Annotated in this window: 21 protein-coding genes and 1 tRNA gene; 6 read left to right on the forward strand and 16 right to left on the reverse strand. The window is 67.7% G+C overall.

From position 1 onward, the window contains the following. The first annotated feature begins 106 nt into the window (after positions 1-106). Complete coding sequence (locus AC4D2O_RS08130; RefSeq protein WP_490906296.1) at positions 107-511, forward strand: hypothetical protein; 405 nt, start codon at positions 107-109, stop codon at positions 509-511. 171 nt (positions 512-682) lie between these two features. On the opposite strand, the gene AC4D2O_RS08135 is transcribed toward AC4D2O_RS08130, so the two are convergent. From AC4D2O_RS08135 to AC4D2O_RS08155, 5 genes are all read right to left on the reverse strand, one after another. Next, positions 683-1,285, reverse strand: a complete 603-nt coding sequence (locus AC4D2O_RS08135; protein ID WP_490906297.1) for a hypothetical protein — start codon at positions 1,283-1,285, stop codon at positions 683-685. Beyond that, positions 1,282-2,031, reverse strand: coding sequence for an NUDIX hydrolase (locus AC4D2O_RS08140; protein WP_490906298.1), 750 nt, complete (start codon positions 2,029-2,031; stop codon positions 1,282-1,284). Before AC4D2O_RS08140 ends, AC4D2O_RS08135 begins: the two co-directional genes overlap by 4 nt. Then, positions 2,031-3,134 (reverse strand): AAA family ATPase, encoded by a 1,104-nt coding sequence (locus AC4D2O_RS08145; RefSeq protein ID WP_490906299.1) that lies wholly within the window; start codon positions 3,132-3,134, stop codon positions 2,031-2,033. The genes AC4D2O_RS08140 and AC4D2O_RS08145 overlap by 1 nt, the downstream gene beginning before the upstream one ends. Next, complete coding sequence (gene pnuC / locus AC4D2O_RS08150) at positions 3,131-3,814, reverse strand: nicotinamide riboside transporter PnuC (RefSeq protein WP_490906301.1); 684 nt, start codon at positions 3,812-3,814, stop codon at positions 3,131-3,133. The genes AC4D2O_RS08145 and pnuC overlap by 4 nt, the downstream gene beginning before the upstream one ends. A 222-nt stretch (positions 3,815-4,036) precedes the next feature. Next, entirely contained in the window at positions 4,037-4,666 is a 630-nt protein-coding gene (locus tag AC4D2O_RS08155) for a hypothetical protein (protein WP_490906303.1), read from the reverse strand. 469 nt (positions 4,667-5,135) lie between these two features. Between AC4D2O_RS08155 and AC4D2O_RS08160 the strand changes: the two genes are divergently transcribed. The 5 genes from AC4D2O_RS08160 (at position 5,136) to AC4D2O_RS08180 (ending at position 9,125) form a co-directional block, all read left to right on the forward strand. Beyond that, a complete protein-coding gene (locus tag AC4D2O_RS08160; protein WP_490906304.1) occupies positions 5,136-5,972 on the forward strand; it encodes a formate/nitrite transporter family protein in 837 nt (278 codons plus the stop codon). A gap of 281 nt (positions 5,973-6,253) precedes the next feature. Next, positions 6,254-7,165 carry a hypothetical protein gene (locus AC4D2O_RS08165; RefSeq protein WP_490906305.1) on the forward strand — a complete coding sequence of 304 codons (912 nt, stop codon included), beginning with the start codon at positions 6,254-6,256 and terminating at the stop codon, positions 7,163-7,165. A gap of 127 nt (positions 7,166-7,292) precedes the next feature. Beyond that, positions 7,293-8,036 (forward strand): hypothetical protein, encoded by a 744-nt coding sequence (locus tag AC4D2O_RS08170; protein ID WP_490906306.1) that lies wholly within the window; start codon positions 7,293-7,295, stop codon positions 8,034-8,036. A gap of 72 nt (positions 8,037-8,108) precedes the next feature. Then, positions 8,109-8,414, forward strand: coding sequence for a DUF6966 domain-containing protein (locus AC4D2O_RS08175; RefSeq protein WP_490906307.1), 306 nt, complete (start codon positions 8,109-8,111; stop codon positions 8,412-8,414). 408 nt (positions 8,415-8,822) lie between these two features. Continuing rightward, positions 8,823-9,125, forward strand: a complete 303-nt coding sequence (locus tag AC4D2O_RS08180) for a hypothetical protein (protein ID WP_490906308.1) — start codon at positions 8,823-8,825, stop codon at positions 9,123-9,125. A gap of 257 nt (positions 9,126-9,382) precedes the next feature. On the opposite strand, the gene AC4D2O_RS08185 is transcribed toward AC4D2O_RS08180, so the two are convergent. From AC4D2O_RS08185 to rplU, 11 genes are all read right to left on the reverse strand, one after another. After that, positions 9,383-9,458: transfer RNA gene (locus AC4D2O_RS08185), tRNA-Ala, on the reverse strand. Between the two features lie 94 nt (positions 9,459-9,552). Next, positions 9,553-10,233: a histidine phosphatase family protein gene (locus AC4D2O_RS08190; RefSeq protein WP_490906309.1), complete on the reverse strand. Its 681-nt coding sequence runs from the start codon at positions 10,231-10,233 to the stop codon at positions 9,553-9,555. Then, positions 10,230-10,637 carry a ribosome silencing factor gene (gene rsfS / locus AC4D2O_RS08195; protein ID WP_104049834.1) on the reverse strand — a complete coding sequence of 136 codons (408 nt, stop codon included), beginning with the start codon at positions 10,635-10,637 and terminating at the stop codon, positions 10,230-10,232. Before rsfS ends, AC4D2O_RS08190 begins: the two co-directional genes overlap by 4 nt. 27 nt (positions 10,638-10,664) lie before the next feature. After that, positions 10,665-11,729 (reverse strand): hypothetical protein, encoded by a 1,065-nt coding sequence (locus AC4D2O_RS08200; protein ID WP_490906310.1) that lies wholly within the window; start codon positions 11,727-11,729, stop codon positions 10,665-10,667. A gap of 82 nt (positions 11,730-11,811) precedes the next feature. Then, on the reverse strand, positions 11,812-12,522 hold the full coding sequence (gene nadD, locus AC4D2O_RS08205; RefSeq protein WP_490906511.1) for a nicotinate-nucleotide adenylyltransferase: 711 nt from the start codon (positions 12,520-12,522) through the stop codon (positions 11,812-11,814). A 38-nt stretch (positions 12,523-12,560) separates the two neighbouring features. Further along, positions 12,561-12,797, reverse strand: coding sequence for a hypothetical protein (locus AC4D2O_RS08210; RefSeq protein WP_490906311.1), 237 nt, complete (start codon positions 12,795-12,797; stop codon positions 12,561-12,563). Between the two features lie 109 nt (positions 12,798-12,906). Further along, on the reverse strand, positions 12,907-14,226 hold the full coding sequence (locus AC4D2O_RS08215; protein WP_490906312.1) for a glutamate-5-semialdehyde dehydrogenase: 1,320 nt from the start codon (positions 14,224-14,226) through the stop codon (positions 12,907-12,909). Positions 14,227-14,273: 47 nt separating this feature from the next. Next, positions 14,274-15,431: a glutamate 5-kinase gene (gene proB / locus AC4D2O_RS08220; protein WP_490906313.1), complete on the reverse strand. Its 1,158-nt coding sequence runs from the start codon at positions 15,429-15,431 to the stop codon at positions 14,274-14,276. 3 nt (positions 15,432-15,434) lie between these two features. Further along, complete coding sequence (obgE, locus tag AC4D2O_RS08225) at positions 15,435-17,018, reverse strand: GTPase ObgE (RefSeq protein WP_490906314.1); 1,584 nt, start codon at positions 17,016-17,018, stop codon at positions 15,435-15,437. Positions 17,019-17,135: 117 nt separating this feature from the next. Further along, complete coding sequence (gene rpmA / locus AC4D2O_RS08230) at positions 17,136-17,396, reverse strand: 50S ribosomal protein L27 (protein ID WP_028280075.1); 261 nt, start codon at positions 17,394-17,396, stop codon at positions 17,136-17,138. A 56-nt stretch (positions 17,397-17,452) separates the two neighbouring features. Further along, complete coding sequence (rplU, locus tag AC4D2O_RS08235) at positions 17,453-17,761, reverse strand: 50S ribosomal protein L21 (protein ID WP_087073581.1); 309 nt, start codon at positions 17,759-17,761, stop codon at positions 17,453-17,455. Positions 17,762-17,990: the final 229 nt, after the last annotated feature.

Consider the following 17,990-nt stretch of genomic DNA (forward strand, 5'->3'; position numbering starts at 1 on the left):
CACGACCCGTGGATGAGGTGCCTACCGGGAGTCCGGGTGCGATGCGTCCAGAGGCCTCCGGCGACGTGAAGCGGCTAGGCTTTCCGGGGGCAACAGGAAGGGCACCATGCAGCACGACCGTAGCGACGGGGACTGGGCAAGCATGATGGAGGCTGCCAGAAGCATCATGGTTCACACCGCCCGCCGGCAGGAGCTTGTCACCTACTCGGAGCTCAACCGTCAGGTAGCCGAAGATGCTGATACGGAGCCCTTCGACTTCACGCGCGATGCTGAGCGGAACGCCTTCGGGACCTTGCTGGCGGACGTAGTGAAGGACGACCTGCTGCATAGCCGCTTCATGCTCTCCTCTGTGGCAACACTCTCGGACGTGGAGCGCGGGCCCGGCAGCGGCTTCTACACTCTCGCCGAGTACCTGGGACACCTGGAGCCGGACGCCTCACAGGATCGGCGCTACGAGTTCTGGGCTGATCAGCTGAGGCTCACCCTCGACCACTACAAGCGCCGGATCTAACGGACGAGAATCCCTCGCCAGACCGTAGTCCGCCAGGGTGGCATGGGCTTGTTTCGAGCAACAAGAACCGCCGGGCCAGGGCTTTCACTGTGGTCCGGCGGTTCGTGCTGGAGAGCATGCCCGAGCCCTTGACCTCGCTCGTCATGGACCGAGGTCCGACCTGTCTCCCCGCTACTGGTCGCCGAGCGGCCGCCCGTAGGGGTAGTCCACCCACTGGCCGACTGCCGCCCGTGCGCCCCGCTCGGTGGCCTGGAAGTCCGCAGGGTAGCGGGCGCCCTTGAGCTCCGCGTTGAGGTTGACGTCATGCCGGACCGTCCCGTCCGCGTACCGGACATCGAAGGCGATGTGCGACCGGGGCACGGTCCTTCGCAGGATGAGGGTCCGGTACTGGTCGGTGACGCTGGTGGCCCTGACGGCGACCGGCTCCTTCGCCCGGGCGTGCTTCTCGCGCTCCTCCGCCATGAACTGGATCCAGTCAGGCCCATCGACCGGTATGCCGTAGCCGTAAGCGATCCACGGTCCGGTGCCTACGTCGGGCGTGTGCTTCATCATGCTGGTCTCGGTGACCTGGAAGTCGGCCGGTGCGCGCCGGTACATGACTTTCACCAGGTCGATGTCCTGGTCAATGGTGCCGTCATCCCAGAGGACGTCGTAGCCGAAGGCGCGCTCCCGGCGGTGCCGCCAGCGGGAGCGCCGGTAGTAGGCCGTGGCCCGAAATGCGCTGGGTTGACGATCTCGCACCGACTCCGGACTGCCTGCGACCTCATCCTTCATCGGTCCCTCACCGCCGAGGGGCGCGTCATGGGCGGGCTGAGGTACTCGCTCTTCACTGTGAACACGGAGGCCGGCGCGCCCTTCGAGCGGGTGACCTTCTTCCCTGTGTCGACAAGGGCTCCACTCATCTTCCGGGTGAAGTTCCCGGCGTCGAGCTTGGCAGTGTTCCAGACCGCCTCGTAGACGTGGCGCAGCTGGTAGAGCGCGAACTCCTCAGGTACGAGCCTGGCGGCGGTGAGCGTGTACTCGATCTTCCCGGCCAGGCGCTCGAGCGCGGCGGTGAGGATGTCGCGGTGGTCGAAGGCGAGCTCTTCGTCGGCGAGTACGTCGTGGACGGGATGCCACTGGGCGGCAGCGGCGTCGCTGCCGGGATCGAGTTCGGGCAGGGTCCGGCCGTCGGTCGCGAGCAGCGCCAGGTGGGCGACGGACACGACGCGCATGCGCGGGTCCCGCTTCGGGGAGCTGTAGGTGGCGAGCTGCTCGACGTGGGCCCGGTGGGCGCCGAGATCCAGTCCCGTCTCCTCCTCGAGCTCCCGCCACGCTGCCTGGAGTGCGTCCTCTTCGGGCTCCACGAAACCGCCGGGGAGGGCAAGGGCTCCCCTGAAGGGATGGCCGCCGCGACGGACGAACGCCGCGTGCAGGGTGCTTCCAGTGACGGCGAAGACGACCAGGTCCACGGTCAGCACAACGGAGGGGTACTCCTTGGGCTCGTAGTCCTTGAGGAACTGCTCTTCTTCGGTGGTCATCAGGCTCCTGTCAGGACGGTGCGGGTGGCCCACGGCGGGGACGTGAAGCGGTTGCGCTGGACGATGATCAGGTCAATGATCTCAGTCGCGGTCTTCATACGCCGCTCGTGGTCACCGGTGATGAGGATCCAGGAGTGGCCGGCGGCGGTGAGCTCCTCCTTGAACCATTCGGTCATCTCGGACCGGCGGTGCTCGCCTTCACGCCAGCCGTCGTCCTCGAAGGCGACGCCCTCGTGGTCGGTGATGAGGTAGATGTCGCGGTGCGGCAGCTGGTCCAGGGCGCGGTAGGAGCCGTGACTGCCCTCTCCGATGTAGAACCGCTCCCACAGGGTCGTCGCCAGGCTGTCGGTGTCTGCGATGACCAGCGGGCAGCGCGCTGCCGCCTCGTTCTCCATCTCGTTCTGCCGCTCCCCGATGACGGTGAAGTCCTCGGAGGTCCAGACGAGGTCGGAGATGACGGAGTCGGGGTTCTGAGCCTGGGCGGCGTCGAGCTTGTCGTAGGTGTACTGGCGCCCGAACTCCGGGACGTCGACGAGCTCGGGGTAGCGGCCGCGGTAGTGCTCGGTGAGGGCCTTCGTGAGGGTGCTGGTTCCGGTCGATTCGGCGCCGACGAGGATCACGCGGACGGCCATGTCCTGACGCGCGGACTTGATGATGTTTCGCCAGGCCGCAGTGAGGTCGTCCCGGCAGAGTGTCCCACTGACGGGGTACGCGGTGCGGGCGGCGTCGACCATGACGTGCTCGGCGCCGAAGTACTCGGCCAGCTTCGTGCCGTACTCCTCGGAGCTGAAGACGGCGTCGATGGTGGTGATTCCCTTCATCTTGAGCGCGATGCGCAGGGACTCGTCGTGGGCCTTCCAGATCTCCGGGGAAGCGTAGTCCTCGGGGCAGTCGTTCGGCATGCCGATGACGGTCACGTTCGTCTCGTCGAACTCGGCGGCCAGCCACTTCACCCGGTCCGTCACCGTGATGTTCTCGAAGCGGTTGCCGAGGACGACGACGGCGAGTTTGGTCGCCTGGGCTGCGCTGCTGGCGATGAGGTGCCGGTGCCCGGCGTGGGGCGGGTAGAACTTCCCGACGATCGGGCCCTGGTCGATGGTCATGCCGGCACCTTCTCGGTCTCGATGGCGGTTGGCTGGTTGGTGCGGGTGCGCTTCCAGTCGATGAGTCCGTAGACGCACAGGGCGGTGAAGCCTATGTAGAGGATGGCGGTGAGATTCAGGCCGCGGGAGATGTAGAGCGGGACGCTGACCAGGTCGATGGTGATCCAGACGTACCAGTGCTGGAAGATCTTCTTGGCCTGCCCGTAGGTGGCCAGCAGGGAGGCGGCGAGGACGAAGGCGTCAGGCCAGGGAACCTGGGAGTCGGTGCCGTGGGTGAGGATCATGGCGATCCCGACGGTGGCGAGGACGACCGCGCCGATGCCGGTGATGACCTCGTTGCGGCTGGCGTCACGGATGGGCAGGTCGCCGGTCGCCTGGGTGTCCCTGGCTCCGCGGACCCAGTTGTACCAGCCGTAAACGGCGACGGTAGCGAACACGGCCTGCAGAACCGTCTCCCCGTAGAGGCCGGCGCCCAGGAACAGGATCATGAAGGCGATGTTGTTGACGATGCCGACCGGCCAGTTCCAGGCCCGCTGCCGGGCGACGCCGTAGACGCACGCCGCGCCAGTAACGAAGCCGATGACCTCGATCCAGCTGACGGGCGCTCCGAGCAGCTGTGCTGCCGGTGAGTTCATCCAGTCCAGTACCGCGTTCATGTCGAGCCCCTCGTTTATTGTCACTCTGACAATAACTACCCTAGGCCGAACGGGTGCAGAACGGAAGCCCTTGGCGACGGGAAGCAAGTAAGACGTGAGACACACGGACTGAAGATGCTGCCGACGTATGGGCCGGTTCGAGGCAACAGAAACCGCCGGACCAGGGCTTTTGCCCGCCGACGGCACCGCCCGGAGGCCGGACGCGCGTGAACACCAGGCAGAAGGAGGCCAACGGGACCCCGCCTCCTAGCCGGCGGCGACGTCGACGAGGGCGAACCGCTTGGACGCTTCCATGTCGGTGCCGGATGTCTGCCCGTCCAGAACCAGAGTGACGACCCCGTAGGTCTTCGGCGCGATGTCCGGAGTGACCGCGATCGTGAAGCTGACACTTCCCGTGCCATCGGCGATGGAGGACTGCTCGTCCACCTCCGTCGAGTCGGTCTGGTAGATGCCCATGAACATGAGGACGTTCTGCCCGGGCTGGTAACCCGTGCTGGTGACGGTGAACGAGGACCCGTGGGCGACAGTGATCCGAGGCGCACTGTCCCAGGTCACAGCAGTTGCGATGACGACGGGCGCCTCGACCGGCGCCTCGACCGTGGCTTCGGGGGCCGGCGCTTCGACGGGCGTCTCGATGACCGCGGGTGTTTCTACCGGCGCGGCTTCCTCCTGCGTCGGCACCGGTTCCGGCGTGCCTGAGGGAGTGGTGGTCGCGACCGGGGACGGCGTCGCTGAAGGGGAGGCTTCTGCAGACGCCGAAGCGGTAGGAGCAGCCGAAACGGATGCCGTCTCGGGCTCGTCCGAGGACGTGCTTGCACAGCCTGCGAGGAGTACGGTGATGGCCGCGAGGGCGATGACGGAGGGCAGCTTTGCCATGGAATCATGCTCCTGATGCAGTGTGATGGTCTGACAACGAGGGATCGCCCGGCAAGAACCCTGCACTGCTTCACCCCCAGTGCAGACGTTACTGACGGGACGAGGTCAGCGGGACGTGTTGAGCGCCTCCGCTGCAAACCGTGACCATTCCGGTACGTGTCGTCAGCCTGCTGGTGAAGTTGCCACCGAAGACTTGGGGCATGGCTCTCATGCGAAGACATGACCGACCTGCTCGCCTTCCGCGAGGACCTGCACGGGATCCAGACCTGGCAAGCTTCACCGGTCTGACTATGTCTCCTTGCGGTTACCGGTTTCGGGGTGATCAGCGTCAGAGGGTCTCGAAAAGATCAAGTACAGGCCGTCGCGAGCAGACCACGCGGGTCACTGCTTCACTGAGGTGACCCGAGAATTGGTGACGGGGTGACCGGAACCTCACCACCCGGGTTCTACCCAGCTACAGGAAGGTGACATGAGCGAGGACCGCAGACGGGAACTGGGCGCATCGAACGCCCCGGTCGAGGACGAACTCAAGGAATCCTTCGACAAGACGATCGAAGAAGGAGCCGAGAGACTCCACCGCACCACGAGGAACATCCTTGTGACCGGCGTCTTCGGAGGATTCGAGATCGGCCTCGGCATCATGGCCTACCTGGCCGTCATGCACGAGACGGGCAACCACCTGCTCGCCGGTCTCGCGTTCAGCGTCGGCCTGGTCGCACTCCTGCTGGCCCACAGTGAACTGTTCACCGAGAACTTCCTCATGCCCGTCGCCGCCGTCGTCGCCAAAGAGGGAAGCATCGCGCAACTGGGGAAGCTATGGGCCGGCACCCTGGTGGCCAACCTTGCTGGTGGGTGGGTCTTCGTCTGGATCGTGATGCAGGCCTTCCCGCAATGGACCGACACCGTCAGCGAGAGTGCCCACCACTATGTGGATGCACCTTTCTCCCTGCAGACCGTCGCCCTCGCGATCCTCGGGGGAAGCACCATAACCCTCATGAGCCGCATGCAGCAGGGCACCAACAACGACGTCGCCAGGATCGTCGCCACCATCATCGGCGGCTTCCTCCTGGCCGGCCTCCAGCTGTTCCACTCCATCCTCGACTCCCTGCTGATCTTCGCCGCCATCCACTCCGGCTCCGACATCAGCTACGGGCAGTGGCTCGCCTGGTTCGGGTACACCCTGCTCTTCAACATGCTCGGCGGACTGGTACTGGTCACCCTCCTGCGGCTCGTACGCACCAAGGAACTCCTTGAGAAACGCAGGAACGAAGCCCCTGATAACCCAGAAGCGCCCCACGACCGATAACAGAACTCCGCACCAACACCGGCGCCCTCACACACGCATCAAAGGTGCGAGCCACCACTAGGTGCGAATCTCCCAGCGCGACACATTGCCGGGACTCTGGTCTACCCGATCAAGGCCACAAGGATGAACTCAGCGAGACCTTCCCTCAGCGCCCTGCACCGGCCTGCAGACTCTGGCCGCCGCGACCGGCCTCGGATGACGCGCGGACCAGGTGCCGGAGCGGCGGGTACAGCTGTGGCTAGTGTTGAGGCTGTGATGGGGGAAGCGGGACGGTGCCTGGTATGAGCGTTGATTCGGCTTCGAAGCCCGAGAGGAGCTACGAGCCGCCCGGGGGCGACCTGGCCCCCATGCCCCAGCGTGCTCCGGCCCATTGGTCGCTTTGGTCCTACCTCTGGCGGTACGCCCTGTTCGCGATTCCCTACGGTGTCATGGGGTTGTTTATCGGGATGCTGGAGAGCACCGGTTACCGTGATCTCTACGGTCTGGACATGCTCGCCAACATCGTGAGGATGGGCTTCGAGTTCGTGGTGGCAGGCCTTTTCCTCGCCACCGGTGTGGCGCTCACCGTCTTCATCGTCACGACGCCTGCACGCCGCCTGTGGGCCGCACACCGGAAGGCAGGATGGAAGACCTGGCAGTGCAACAGCGCCCTGCAGGGCCAGAAGAACGAAGCTCGCAGACTTCGGACGGAGGCGCGACTTCGCGAGCTCGGGCTCGAGCCGATGTCCCGGGACGACGTGCCGACCGGATCAGCGCCGACCCGAGGCAGCGGCACCTCCTCCGCACGACACCGGGCAGAGACACCGTGGACGCGTGGGCTTGCCCGGACCCGGACGTTTGCCACATATGCCACCCTTCTTGCGATGTTCGGCGTCTTCTTCACCGTTCTCTTCAGCCCGCTGCTGGACAGGAGGGACGTGCAGACGTTCCGCTGCAAGGTCGTGTCGGCCGAGCCGAGAACGAGCTCGGGTGGTTCCAGGGGATCCGTGTCGACCGCCTCCGTCCTGGTCGACACGAGCTGCGGGCCGATCAACGTGGACCGGGGCGTGGACTTCGACAACCAGGAGGAGGTCGCCGCCTCGTTCGAGCCCGGCACCGAGTACGACTTCGAGATCGGCTGGTACTCACGCGTCGTGATGAAGGACCTCCTGGGCGATCTCCCGACGGCCGACCACTATCGGCTCGTGAAATGAGGGGTCCAGAGATGGAGGGACGACCTATGACCGGTGATTCCCCACAAGGACACAGCTCGACATCACTCTCGCCTGTTCCGCGCACTCTCTGCCCGACGCGTGTGGGCACCACCCCGGGGATTGCCGCATGACCAGCACGCAGCACAGCGTCGAAGCCGTCCGGCACGAGATCATCGTGGCCACCGCCGAGCTCCGCACGGTCGCCCACGCAGAGCACGACGAGCGGCGCGCCCATGTTGCGGACTGGCTTGATGAGTTGTTTGCCGGCGTCACAAAAGAGCAGGACCTCCACGAGGCTGTGGCCGAAGCCCTCACCCTGTACCGCGGCGGAATGGGATCGTTCGCGGATACGGGAACAGCCGCTTCCTCGAAGGCGGTCGACGAACTGTATGCCGTCCTCCGGCGGGGACGCACCTGGACTGAGGCCAGCTCCGAGACGGGCATCATGGCGAGCGAAACGGCGAAACCTGGCATCGACGACGAGGTCGTGCCAGACAGATTCACTACGGAGGACCTGCGCCTGGGCAAGAGGGCCGCAGGTCGCTACCGCACCGCCTGCGCTGCCTCATTTTTGGCATCTTTGGGAATCGCCCTTTTCGTGTTCCTGAATGTCCCGTGGGATACCTGGGTGCCCTACAACGGGATATACGCCCTCAACGGCAACGAGATTCCTATGCAGATCGCGCTGCTGCTGATTCCGTTGCCGCTCGGCTATCTCTGGCGAGAGGCCGGGAAGCCCAAGTCCCATCACCTGGGCAAGGCCGGCCGCGTCAGGGTGCACTCCCTTGCACTGGTGACCCTGAGCTTCGTCTACGGCCAGTGGCTCATTGCGGAGTGGATCCTGGACGTGGGCGGCTACTTTGCTGGATAACCCGACACTGCTCCCGCCTGCCCCGTGTACCCACGGCCGAATGCTTGTGCGCGCCACCCCTGGGATCGCCTCATGACCAGTAGGCAGCACACTGTGCAGGCCACCCGGGACGAAATCATCGGAGCCATCGCCGAGCTTCGCGCAGCCGCGCTGCTGGGCCAGGATGAGCAGCGAGCTCATGCTGCCGACTGGCTGGACGGACTGTTCGCCGGCGTCACGGATCGACGCGGCCTCCGCGAAGCATCAGCTCAGGCGCTGACGCTGTACCGCGGTGGGATGGGCTCGTTCCAGGATGTGGGCTACGAGGCTGCCGGGCACGCCGTTGACCGTCTGCGCGTAGCCCTGCGGCGTGGCCGATCCTGGTTCCTGCGCGGCTGATCTTGATCGGCACGCGAGAACGAACTTCGGGGCCCGGCTTCTCCTAGCCGCTGATGGCTGGTCCCTCGGCGCTGCTGATGACCGATTCGACCACGCCATGAGGATGCCTGCTGCCAAGTTGATGCGGGTCCTGCTCGCGGAGGCGAGAGCGAGATTGTCTCGCTCTTCGACGGCAGCGGTCAGCCGGACCGCAATCGCCAGGGGCCTCCGGGATGCCTCGTAGAGGGAATCGAGGCGAGCTGCAGCCCTGGTTGTGAAGGAATCAGGGTTGGGCGAGACAAGGCACAAGCCGACTTCCACCTGCTCGGCGAGCCGATACACCTGGAGGGCGACAGCTTGTCCAACTGGGGAGCCGGGCACCGAGCGGCGTGATGCGACGTCGTTCCGGCGCCAGATGCCAGCCTGAAAGTGGGCCACCTGACGCGCGGCCTTCGTGGTGCCGACGGCAAGAGGCTTCTTGCGCGGCCGCAGGAGGAAGACTCCGCATCCGGCAGCAGCGACAACGGGCAGGTCCTGCTCAACAGTGGCTGCCAGCTCTTCAAGGCACGCATCCAGGGGCTCTGCGGCGAGGACCAGGGCCGTGAGTGTCTGTTCGAGCTGTACGTCGAGATCGATGCAGGGTGTGGATGCCAAGGACGCTCCCAAATCGACGCCAACGAGAAGCCTCGTTGGCAGCTTGGGGACGCCACTGCTCAGCGCCACCACGACTAACGGTATGTGTGGGGCTGACAGTGGGGGAAATCAGGACAGGCTCCCGTGCCACCAAGGTGCACTGGGCCGGGCTCCGAGCCGGCTCGGGAACGAGTGCAAGCCGTGCTCGTCGTGAGCAGCGTCGGGAAGCAACCCAACCTGATGGAGCAACGCGCCCCACACGTCGCAGGAGCTGTGCTCAAAACGGTGGCATTGGCCGATTCGGGGCAACAAAAAACCGCCGGACCGGGACTTTTGCCCCGTCGTCCGGCGGTTCGTGGTGGAGCTAAGGGGATTCGAACCCCTGACCCCCTGCATGCCATGCAGGTGCGCTACCAGCTGCGCCATAGCCCCGTACTGTCGCTTCCGAAGATTCACACCCCGTCGAAGCAACTTGATCAGTCTAGTAAATTCTGGCGGCTTCGCCAAATCGACGGTCCGCCGCGGCTCACCCTTCCATGGGCTCCTCCGGCAGCGAGCCGAGGCCCACATTGTGCTCCGTCAGCTGCCACGAGAAGAGGGCATCGGCCCTGCCGACCACCTCGTGCACCTCGGACCAGTGACAGTTGGACAGCCCGGCGAGGGAACCCCACCGCTGGGGCGGCAACCCCATGAGCGCCGCCAGAGCAGCCCTGATCGCCCCACCGTGACTGACCACGACGAGGGTCTCCGCGGGCTCGATGCGGGCGACGGCGTCGGTCACCGCCGCGAGCATGCGATCCCCGACGTCGATCCGGTTCTCCGCGCCGCCTGCACGAACGTCCGGGTCACCCCCGCGCCAGGCCGCATTGTCCTCGGCGAACCTCTCGTCGATCTCGGCGAAGGACAGGCCCTGCCATTTCCCGGCGTCCGTCTCGCGGAGGCGCTCGTCGAAGGACACGGCCACGCCGCTGAGCTCCGCGAGAGCGGCTGCGGTGTCAGCAGCGCGCCGCAGGTCGGACGAGACGATCAGGGCGGGCTGCCGGGTGACCAGCACCTCGGCCGCCCGCGCCGCCTGCTCCCGACCCGTCTCGTCCAGGTCGATATCCTCCTGGCCCTGGAACAGGCCGGAGCGGTTCCACTCCGTGCGGCCGTGCCGCCAGAAGATGACGCGTCGCGCTGCGGGGTCGGCGTGGGGGTACCGCGTCACTCGGCGTCGTCGGACGCCGCGACCTGGGGCGAGCTCTGCAGCGCGCCCTCGAGCTGGAGGTCGACGGACGGGCAGTCCTTCCAGAGCCGGTCGAGGGCGTAGAAGACGCGGTCCTCTTCGTGCTGCACGTGGACGACCACCTGGGCGTAGTCGAGCAGGACCCAGCGGCCCTCGCTGCGCCCTTCACGCCGGACCGGCTTGAGGCCCTGCTTCGAGAGTTCCTCCTCGATGCCGTCGACGATCGCGTTGACCTGACGCTCGCTCGGCGCGGATGCGATCAGGAAGACGTCCGTGATGGCGAGCCGGTCGCTGACGTCGATGGCGGTGATGTCCTGTGCGATCTTGTCCGCTGCGGCGTGGGCCGCGGTGCGGGCGATGCTGATGGACTCTTCGGTAGCGCTCACTGATCTCCTTGTGTGGTGCCAGCGGTTTCACCCATTGAGGGAGCTGACTGTCAATACTATTCCGGTTGAGAGTGCCGCCGCGCCCACACCGAGCAACGAATACTGCAGGTAGCGCACCCGACGCAGGCGTCCCAGGCCCGCGGTCATCGCATCGAGCGGGTCGAGCCCGAAGGCGCTGCGGGCTCGGATCGGCTCGGTCTCGTGCACGGCGGGGCGCTGAGGCACTGCGGCGTCGATGCGGTCCCCACCGACGGCGGGTGCAGCAGACGCATCGACCGGTGCTGCCGCGAGCCGCGGCAGCACTACCGGTACGAGGGAGGTGGACGGCACCCGCAGGACGGCCCCGGAGCTTCCCGGTGCAGTGACGAACTCCGGCGGGGCGACGATCGACAGGTTGTGCGCCGCCGTCGGGTCACTCGGCTCCGGCGTGGACTGCCGGTTCTGCTCCGAGAGCTCCTGCATCCGGCGCGCACGGGAGTTGAGGACCGCGGCCCGCTCGGCGAGGGCCTTCTGCTTCGCCAGTACCTCGAGGTCCACCGTGAACGGATCATCGGTGCCCGACGCCTGGAGGGCGGCAACGTGGTCCCTTGCCTCCGCGGCGATCGCGTTCCGTGCGGCGAGAGCCTCCTCGACCGGCATGTCCTCCGGCCGTCGTCCCTCGCCTGCGTCGGCGGACGGGCGGTCCGCAGGAGTGCCGTGGACCGGCGGGGCGTCGACGGCGGTCATAGGGGCATCAGCCACCGGGCCGGCCTGGCGACGGCGGTCACGGCGTCCTCCGGGGACCGGCGTACCCGCGGTACCGCGATCGGGGAGCACTGCCCTGCCCCCGACCTGCTGCAACCGCAGCTGGCGGCGGGTGGGTGTCTCCACGCGGAGTCGTGCCTCCTCCGGTGTCCCCTGGGCGTCTGCGAGGGCACGGTACGTCCTCAGCGCCTCCCGGTCCCGGGCGCGCGCCTGTGAGTCACGTTCCCGCCGCGCCTCGGGCACCGCGTCGAGAGGCGCTTCGGCTGCCCTCCTGCTCCGCCGTGCTCCGTCGTCGGTGGTCGTGTCGGATCCGCCCACGACGGATCCGGACCTATTGCTGCCTGTCATCTCGAGTCCCCCTGACTCGGCACGGTCCGCTTCTTGAGACCCGGTCCTCCGTGCGTCGTCCTCTGCCTTGCCCATCGCGTGTTCACCCAGTTGGTTGTTGTACGGCGCGGGGATTGCCCCCGTGCTTCCCTTCTTCGAGAAGGACATCCTCGCCATCGGTGCCCGCGGTGAGACCGTCCTCGGGCGGTGCCTCGCCCCGGTAGAGCCGGTGCTTGGCGATGTACTGCACGACACCGTCCGGCACCAGGTACCAGACCGGCTTGCCCTCACCCACGCGGCGGCGGCAGTCGGTGCTGGAGATGGCCATGGCGGGCACCTCGAGCAGGCTGACGTCGCGTCCCCGCCCGTTCAGCTCATGGCCGGGCCGTGTGACCCCGATGAAATGCGCGAGCGACCACAGCTCCTCCGCGTCCTTCCAGGTGAGGATCTGGGCCATCGCGTCGGCACCGGTGATGAAGAAGAGCTGCGCGTCGGGCCGCTGGGCCTTCAGGTCGCGCAGGGTGTCGATGGTGAAGGTGGGGCCGGGGCGCTCGATGTCCACGCGGCTCACCGTGAAGCTGGGGTTGGACGCCGTCGCGATGACGGTCATGAGGTAGCGGTGCTCCCCCGCCGTCACGTCCTTGTCGGCCTTCTGCCAGGGCTGCCCGGTGGGGACGAACACCACCTCGTCCAAGTCGAACACCGAGGCGACCTCGCTCGCGGCGACGAGGTGGCCGTGGTGGATGGGATCGAAGGTGCCACCCATGACGCCGAGGCGCCACGGTGATCCGTCCCGATGCCGCCGGCCGCCCATGACGTCCCGCACGATACTGTCAGCTGCCACCTGGACCGCTAGTGCCGGTTCGCTTCACCGTGGTCGTGGTTGTTGGCGTGCTGCTTGTGCGGGTCGATGTGCTCCTCCACGGCCTCGTGGCGGTTCCGCACGTTGGAGAACGAGACGGTGACGAGCATCAGGAGGAGCAGGATGCCCATCACGATGAGCCCGTAGGCCAGAGCGGGCATCGGCAGCTCTGTATGGTGTTCCATGGCTTCGGTCGCCAGCAGTGCGCTGCCGAGGGAATAGAGCATCGTGGTTCCTCTGTCGGTTCTGGGTCTGCCGGTCCATCCGGTCCGGCGCGGGCGTTTCTCCCATGGTACGCGTAACGCAGGCCGGACCCACTCCGCGTCCGGCCTGCCGTCAGCGGCGGATCTGCCCCTCGCCCTGCACGATCCACTTGGTGGTCGTCAGTTCGGCCAGGCCCATGGGCCCGCGAGCGTGCATCTTCTGGGTGGAGATTCCCACCTCGGCGCCGAGGCCGAGCTCGCCGCCGTCGACGAACCGCGTGGAGGCGTTGACCAGCACCGCGGCCGAATCCACCCCGGCGACGAACTCCTCCGAGGACGCCAGGTTGTTGGTGATGATCGCCTCGCTGTGCCCCGTGCTCCAGCGACGGATGTGCTGCAGCGCCTCGTCGACGCTGTCCACGGTGCGCACGGCGAGATCGAGCTGCATGTATTCACGGCCCCAGTCCTCCTCGGTGGCCGACTGGGCGTCGGTTCCCGCGGGCAGCAGTGCGCGTGAGCGGTCATCGACGTGCAGGACCACCCCGGCGCGCACGAGCGCCGCGAGAACGCCCGCAGCGGCGCGGGAACGGCTGTGGACGAGAAGCGTCTCCACGGTGTTGCAGACACTGGGCCGCTGTGTCTTGGCGTTGAGGAGGATGTCGATCGCCATCTCCTCGTCCGCGCTCTCGTCGAGGAGGATGTGCACGTTCCCCTCCCCCGTCTCGATCACCGGGACCCGCGCCGACGTCACGACCGACTGGATGAGGTCCCGGCCGCCGCGCGGGATGAGGACGTCCACGCGTCCGCGGGCCTCCATGAGGACGCGGGCGCCTTCGCGGCCGAACTCGTCGATGGTGAGGACCGCGTCGTCCGGCAGCCCGTGGTCCTCGAGGGTGTCGCGGATGATCCCGACCAGCGCGGCGTTCGTGCCGGCCGCCGCGCTGCCGCCGCGCAGGATGACGGCGTTGCCGCTCTTGAGGGCGAGGCCCGCGATGTCCACGGTGACGTTGGGGCGCGCTTCGTAGATCGCCGCGACGACGCCGAGGGGCACGCGGACCTGCCGCAGCCTCAGCCCGTTGGGCAGGGTCTCGGCGCGGACCGCCGTCCCGACGGGGTCCGGGAGCGCTGCGAGCTCCCTCAGGGCGTCGGCGAGGCCGTCGATGCGCGCGGCATCGAGGCTGAGCCGGTCCAGCAGGTAGGCGGAGGTGCCGGAGGCGCGGCCGCGCTCGACGTCGGACCGGTTCGCCGCGAGGACGGTGTCGCGGCGCGCGACGAGGGCGTCGGCGACAGCGAGGAGTACACGGTCCTTGCGGGCGCGGTTGGCGCGCCCGAGCGTCCGGGACGCGACACGGGACCGGTCCGCGATGGAGTGGACGGCCGCCGTGAGCTGATCCGGGGACAGCGCGTCGGCGTCGTCGGTCCGGGGGGTCGTCTCAGCCTGCACATCGGTCATCCCAGCAGTCTAGCGAGGAGCCGCCCGCCCGCGGCGTCCGGGGCCATTCATGACGCTGCGGCGGCCCGCAGCACCACGAGATCGTTGACGTGCACGATCGAACGCTCGTACTCGGCGCCGAGCTCGTCGGCGAGGTCGTGCGTGGACCTCCCGAGCATCCGCGGCAGTTCGGCCGAGCTGTAGTTCACGAGGCCGCGCGCCACCACGGTCCCGTCGCCGCTCACGAGCTGGACGGGATCGCCCGCCTCGAAGACACCGGACACGTCGACCACCCCGGCGGGCAGCAGGGACCGGCGCCGCTCCCCCACGGCGCGCACCGCGCCGTCGTCGAGCACGAGGGTGCCGAGGACACGTGCGAGGTGCGCCAGCCAGAGCAGGCGGATGGGCTGGCGTTTGCCGGTGGGCGTGAACCAGGTGCCCACGTCCTCGCCGCGCAGGGCGGCGGCGGCGTTCGCGGTGGAGGTGACGAGGGCGGGGATGCCGGAGGAGGCGGCGATGGTCGCGGCCTCGACCTTGGTGACCATGCCGCCCGTCCCCACGCCTGCCTTGCCGGTGCGGCCGATCGTGACGCCGTCGAGGTCAGCCGGCGACCCGACGAGCGGGATGCGGCGCGCGCCCTCGCTGGGGGGGCCGTCGTAGAGGGAGTCGACGTCGGACAGGAGCACGAGTGCCTCCGCCTTGACGAGGTGCGCCACGAGCGCCGCGAGGCGGTCGTTGTCGCCGAAACGGATCTCGTGGCTCGCGACGGTGTCGTTCTCGTTGACGATGGGAACGACGCCGAAGTTCAGGAGACGCTCCATGGCGCGGTGCGCATTGGCGTAGTGGGAGCGCCGGATCAGGTCATCGGCGGTGAGCAGGATCTGGCTCACGGTGACGCCGTGGGCAGCGAAGGCCTGCGCGTACTGCGCCATCAGGAGGCTCTGCCCCACGCTCGCGGCGGCCTGCTGGGTGGACAGCTGGGACGGCCGGCGGGCGAGGCCGAGGGGCGCGAGCCCTGCGGCGATCGCCCCGGAGGACACCAGGATGACCTCGGTGCCCGCCGTGCGCCGCGCCGCGAGGACGTCGGCGAGGCCCGTGAGGGCCTCACCGGAGATGCCTCCGGACACGGACGTGAGCGACGACGAGCCGACCTTCACGACGATCCGCCCGGCAGCGGCGAGCCCCGCCCGGGACACGGAGGGCTGCCCGGCCCGCTCCAGCGCCACGCGTCAGTCCCCGGTCTCGCCGTCCGTGTCCTGCTGGCCGCCGGCCGGACGCGTGCGGTTCTGCACGGACTCAGTCCAGACACCGGCCTTGCGGTCGGCCTCGAGGTCGGCGCGGGCCGCGGCCTTCGCCTCCTTGCGCTCCTGGTACTCCTCGCGCTTCTGCTCGCGCGTGGGCCGCACGTACTCGGCGAGGCGGAGGTCGGAGCCGCGGGGGCCGGCGAGCAGCTCGGCGCCACCCATCATGGTCGGCTCCCAGTCGAAGACGACGCCGTCGCCCTCGCCGATCACCACGGTGTCGCCGGGCTTGGCGCCGGTCTTGAACAGCTGCTCCTCCACGCCGAGCTTGGCGAGGCGGTCCGCGAGGTAGCCGACGGCCTCGTCGTTGGTGAAATCGGTCTGCATGACCCAGCGCTCGGGCTTCTCGCCGAGCACACGGAAGAGCGGCAGGGCGTCCTTCTCCTCGTGCCGGATCCTGAAGGAGGCGGCGTTGACGCCGCGTGGGCGCAGCACGGGCGGTGCGACCTTCGGCGGTGCTGCGGCCACGGCCTTGCGCGCGTTCTCGACGATCTCCGCCATGGCGAAACCGAGCTGGCGGAGTCCCTCGTGGCTCGAGGCGGACACCTCGAAGACGCGGTAGCCGCGGGCCTCGAGGTCCGGGCGGACGAAGTCGGCCATGTCGCGCCCGTCCGGTACGTCCACCTTGTTGAGTGCGATCAGCCGGGGGCGCTCGTTGAGGGGGACGACGTCGCCGTCGGGCCCCGCGAAGCTCATGTCGACCGAGTACTTCTCGAGCTCACGCTCGATGATCTCGAGGTCGGCCAGCGGGTCGCGGTCGGTCGACAGCGCGGCGCAGTCCAGGACATGCACGAGGGCCGCGCAGCGCTCCACGTGGCGCAGGAAGTGGTGGCCGAGGCCCTTGCCCTCGCTCGCGCCCTCGATGAGGCCGGGGACGTCGGCGATGGTGAAGCGGGTGGAACCGGCCTCGACGACGCCGAGGTTCGGCACCAGCGTGGTGAAGGGGTAGTCGGCGATCTTCGGGCGGGCAGCGGACATCGCGGCGATGAGGCTCGACTTGCCGGCGGACGGGAAGCCCACGAGGGCGATGTCCGCGATGGACTTGAGCTCGAGGACCACGTCGCGTTCGTCGCCGGGGATGCCGAGGAGGGCGAATCCCGGGGCCTTGCGCTTCTGGGAGGACAGCGAGGCGTTGCCGAGCCCGCCCTGCCCGCCGGCCGCGGCGACGAATTCCGTGCCCTCGCCCACGAGGTCGGCGAGGACCTCGCCGTCCTTCGTCTTGACGACGGTGCCGTCCGGGACGGGCAGGATGAGCGTCTCCCCGTTCTTGCCGCCGCGCCAGTCGCCCATGCCGCTGCCGCCGTTCGTGGCGTGCCGGTGCGGAGCGTGGTGGTAGTCGAGGAGGGTGGTGGTCTGGTGGTCGACCCGGAGGATGACGTCGCCGCCGTCGCCGCCGTTGCCGCCGTCGGGCCCGCCCAGGGGCTTGAACTTCTCGCGGTGGACGGAGACGCAGCCGTGGCCACCGGTGCCTCCGGATACGTGCAGGACTACGCGGTCAACGAAGCTCGCCACGGTGGTCTCCTTCTACAAATCTCTCGCTGTGCCGAGTCTAATCGGCTTAAAAGAAGGTGGGGCGAGCCGTAGAGGCTCACCCCACCCGAATGCTTCTCGCACCGTGTACAGGCAGAATTACTCTGCTGCTGCTCCCACGATGTTGACGACCTTGCGTCCGCGGCGGGTGCCGAATTCGACGGCGCCTGCCTCGAGTGCGAACAGGGTGTCGTCCCCGCCGCGGCCGACATTGGCGCCCGGGTGGAAGTGGGTGCCGCGCTGGCGGACGATGATCTCGCCGGCCTTGACGACCTGACCGCCGAAGCGCTTCACGCCGAGGTACTGCGCGTTCGAATCGCGGCCGTTGCGAGTGGAGCTTGCGCCCTTCTTATGTGCCATGAGTTATGCCTGCCTTCGCTGAAGTGTCTACGTGACCGAACGGTAGCCCGAGGGGACTACGCGATGCCTGTGATTTTGACGCGGGTCAGTTCCGAACGGTGACCCTGGCGCTTCTTGTAGCCGGTCTTGTTCTTGAACTTCTGGATGACGATCTTCGGTCCACGAAGATTCTCGACGATCTCGGCAGTGACGGTGACCTTCGCGAGGTCCTCCGCTGCGGATGTGATCTTGGCGCCGTCTACCAGAAGGAGGGCGGGAAGCTTGAACGTGCTTCCGGCCTGACCGGTGACGCGGTCAAGGGTAACGAGGTCTCCTACAGAAACCTTTTCTTGGCGGCCGCCTGCGCGGACAATCGCGTACACCACTTGGGAACTCACTTCTCTCGACTATCTGACTTCTGATGAAAAAACCTGGGTGCGCCTCCGCAGCAATCCTGAAGGTTGCTCCTCGTACCGGATCCGCGCTGCGCGTCCCCGGCACCGCTGCCTGCGGCTGCTGGTGTCGGGAGGACATCTGCGTGCACCGGACATGCCGGTTAACAGGCGAGTGCACCGAGGGTCAAGATTACGGCAGTACGGCACCTTCCCGCAAATC

It is taken from the genome of Arthrobacter sp. TJ-238, assembly GCF_058269215.1.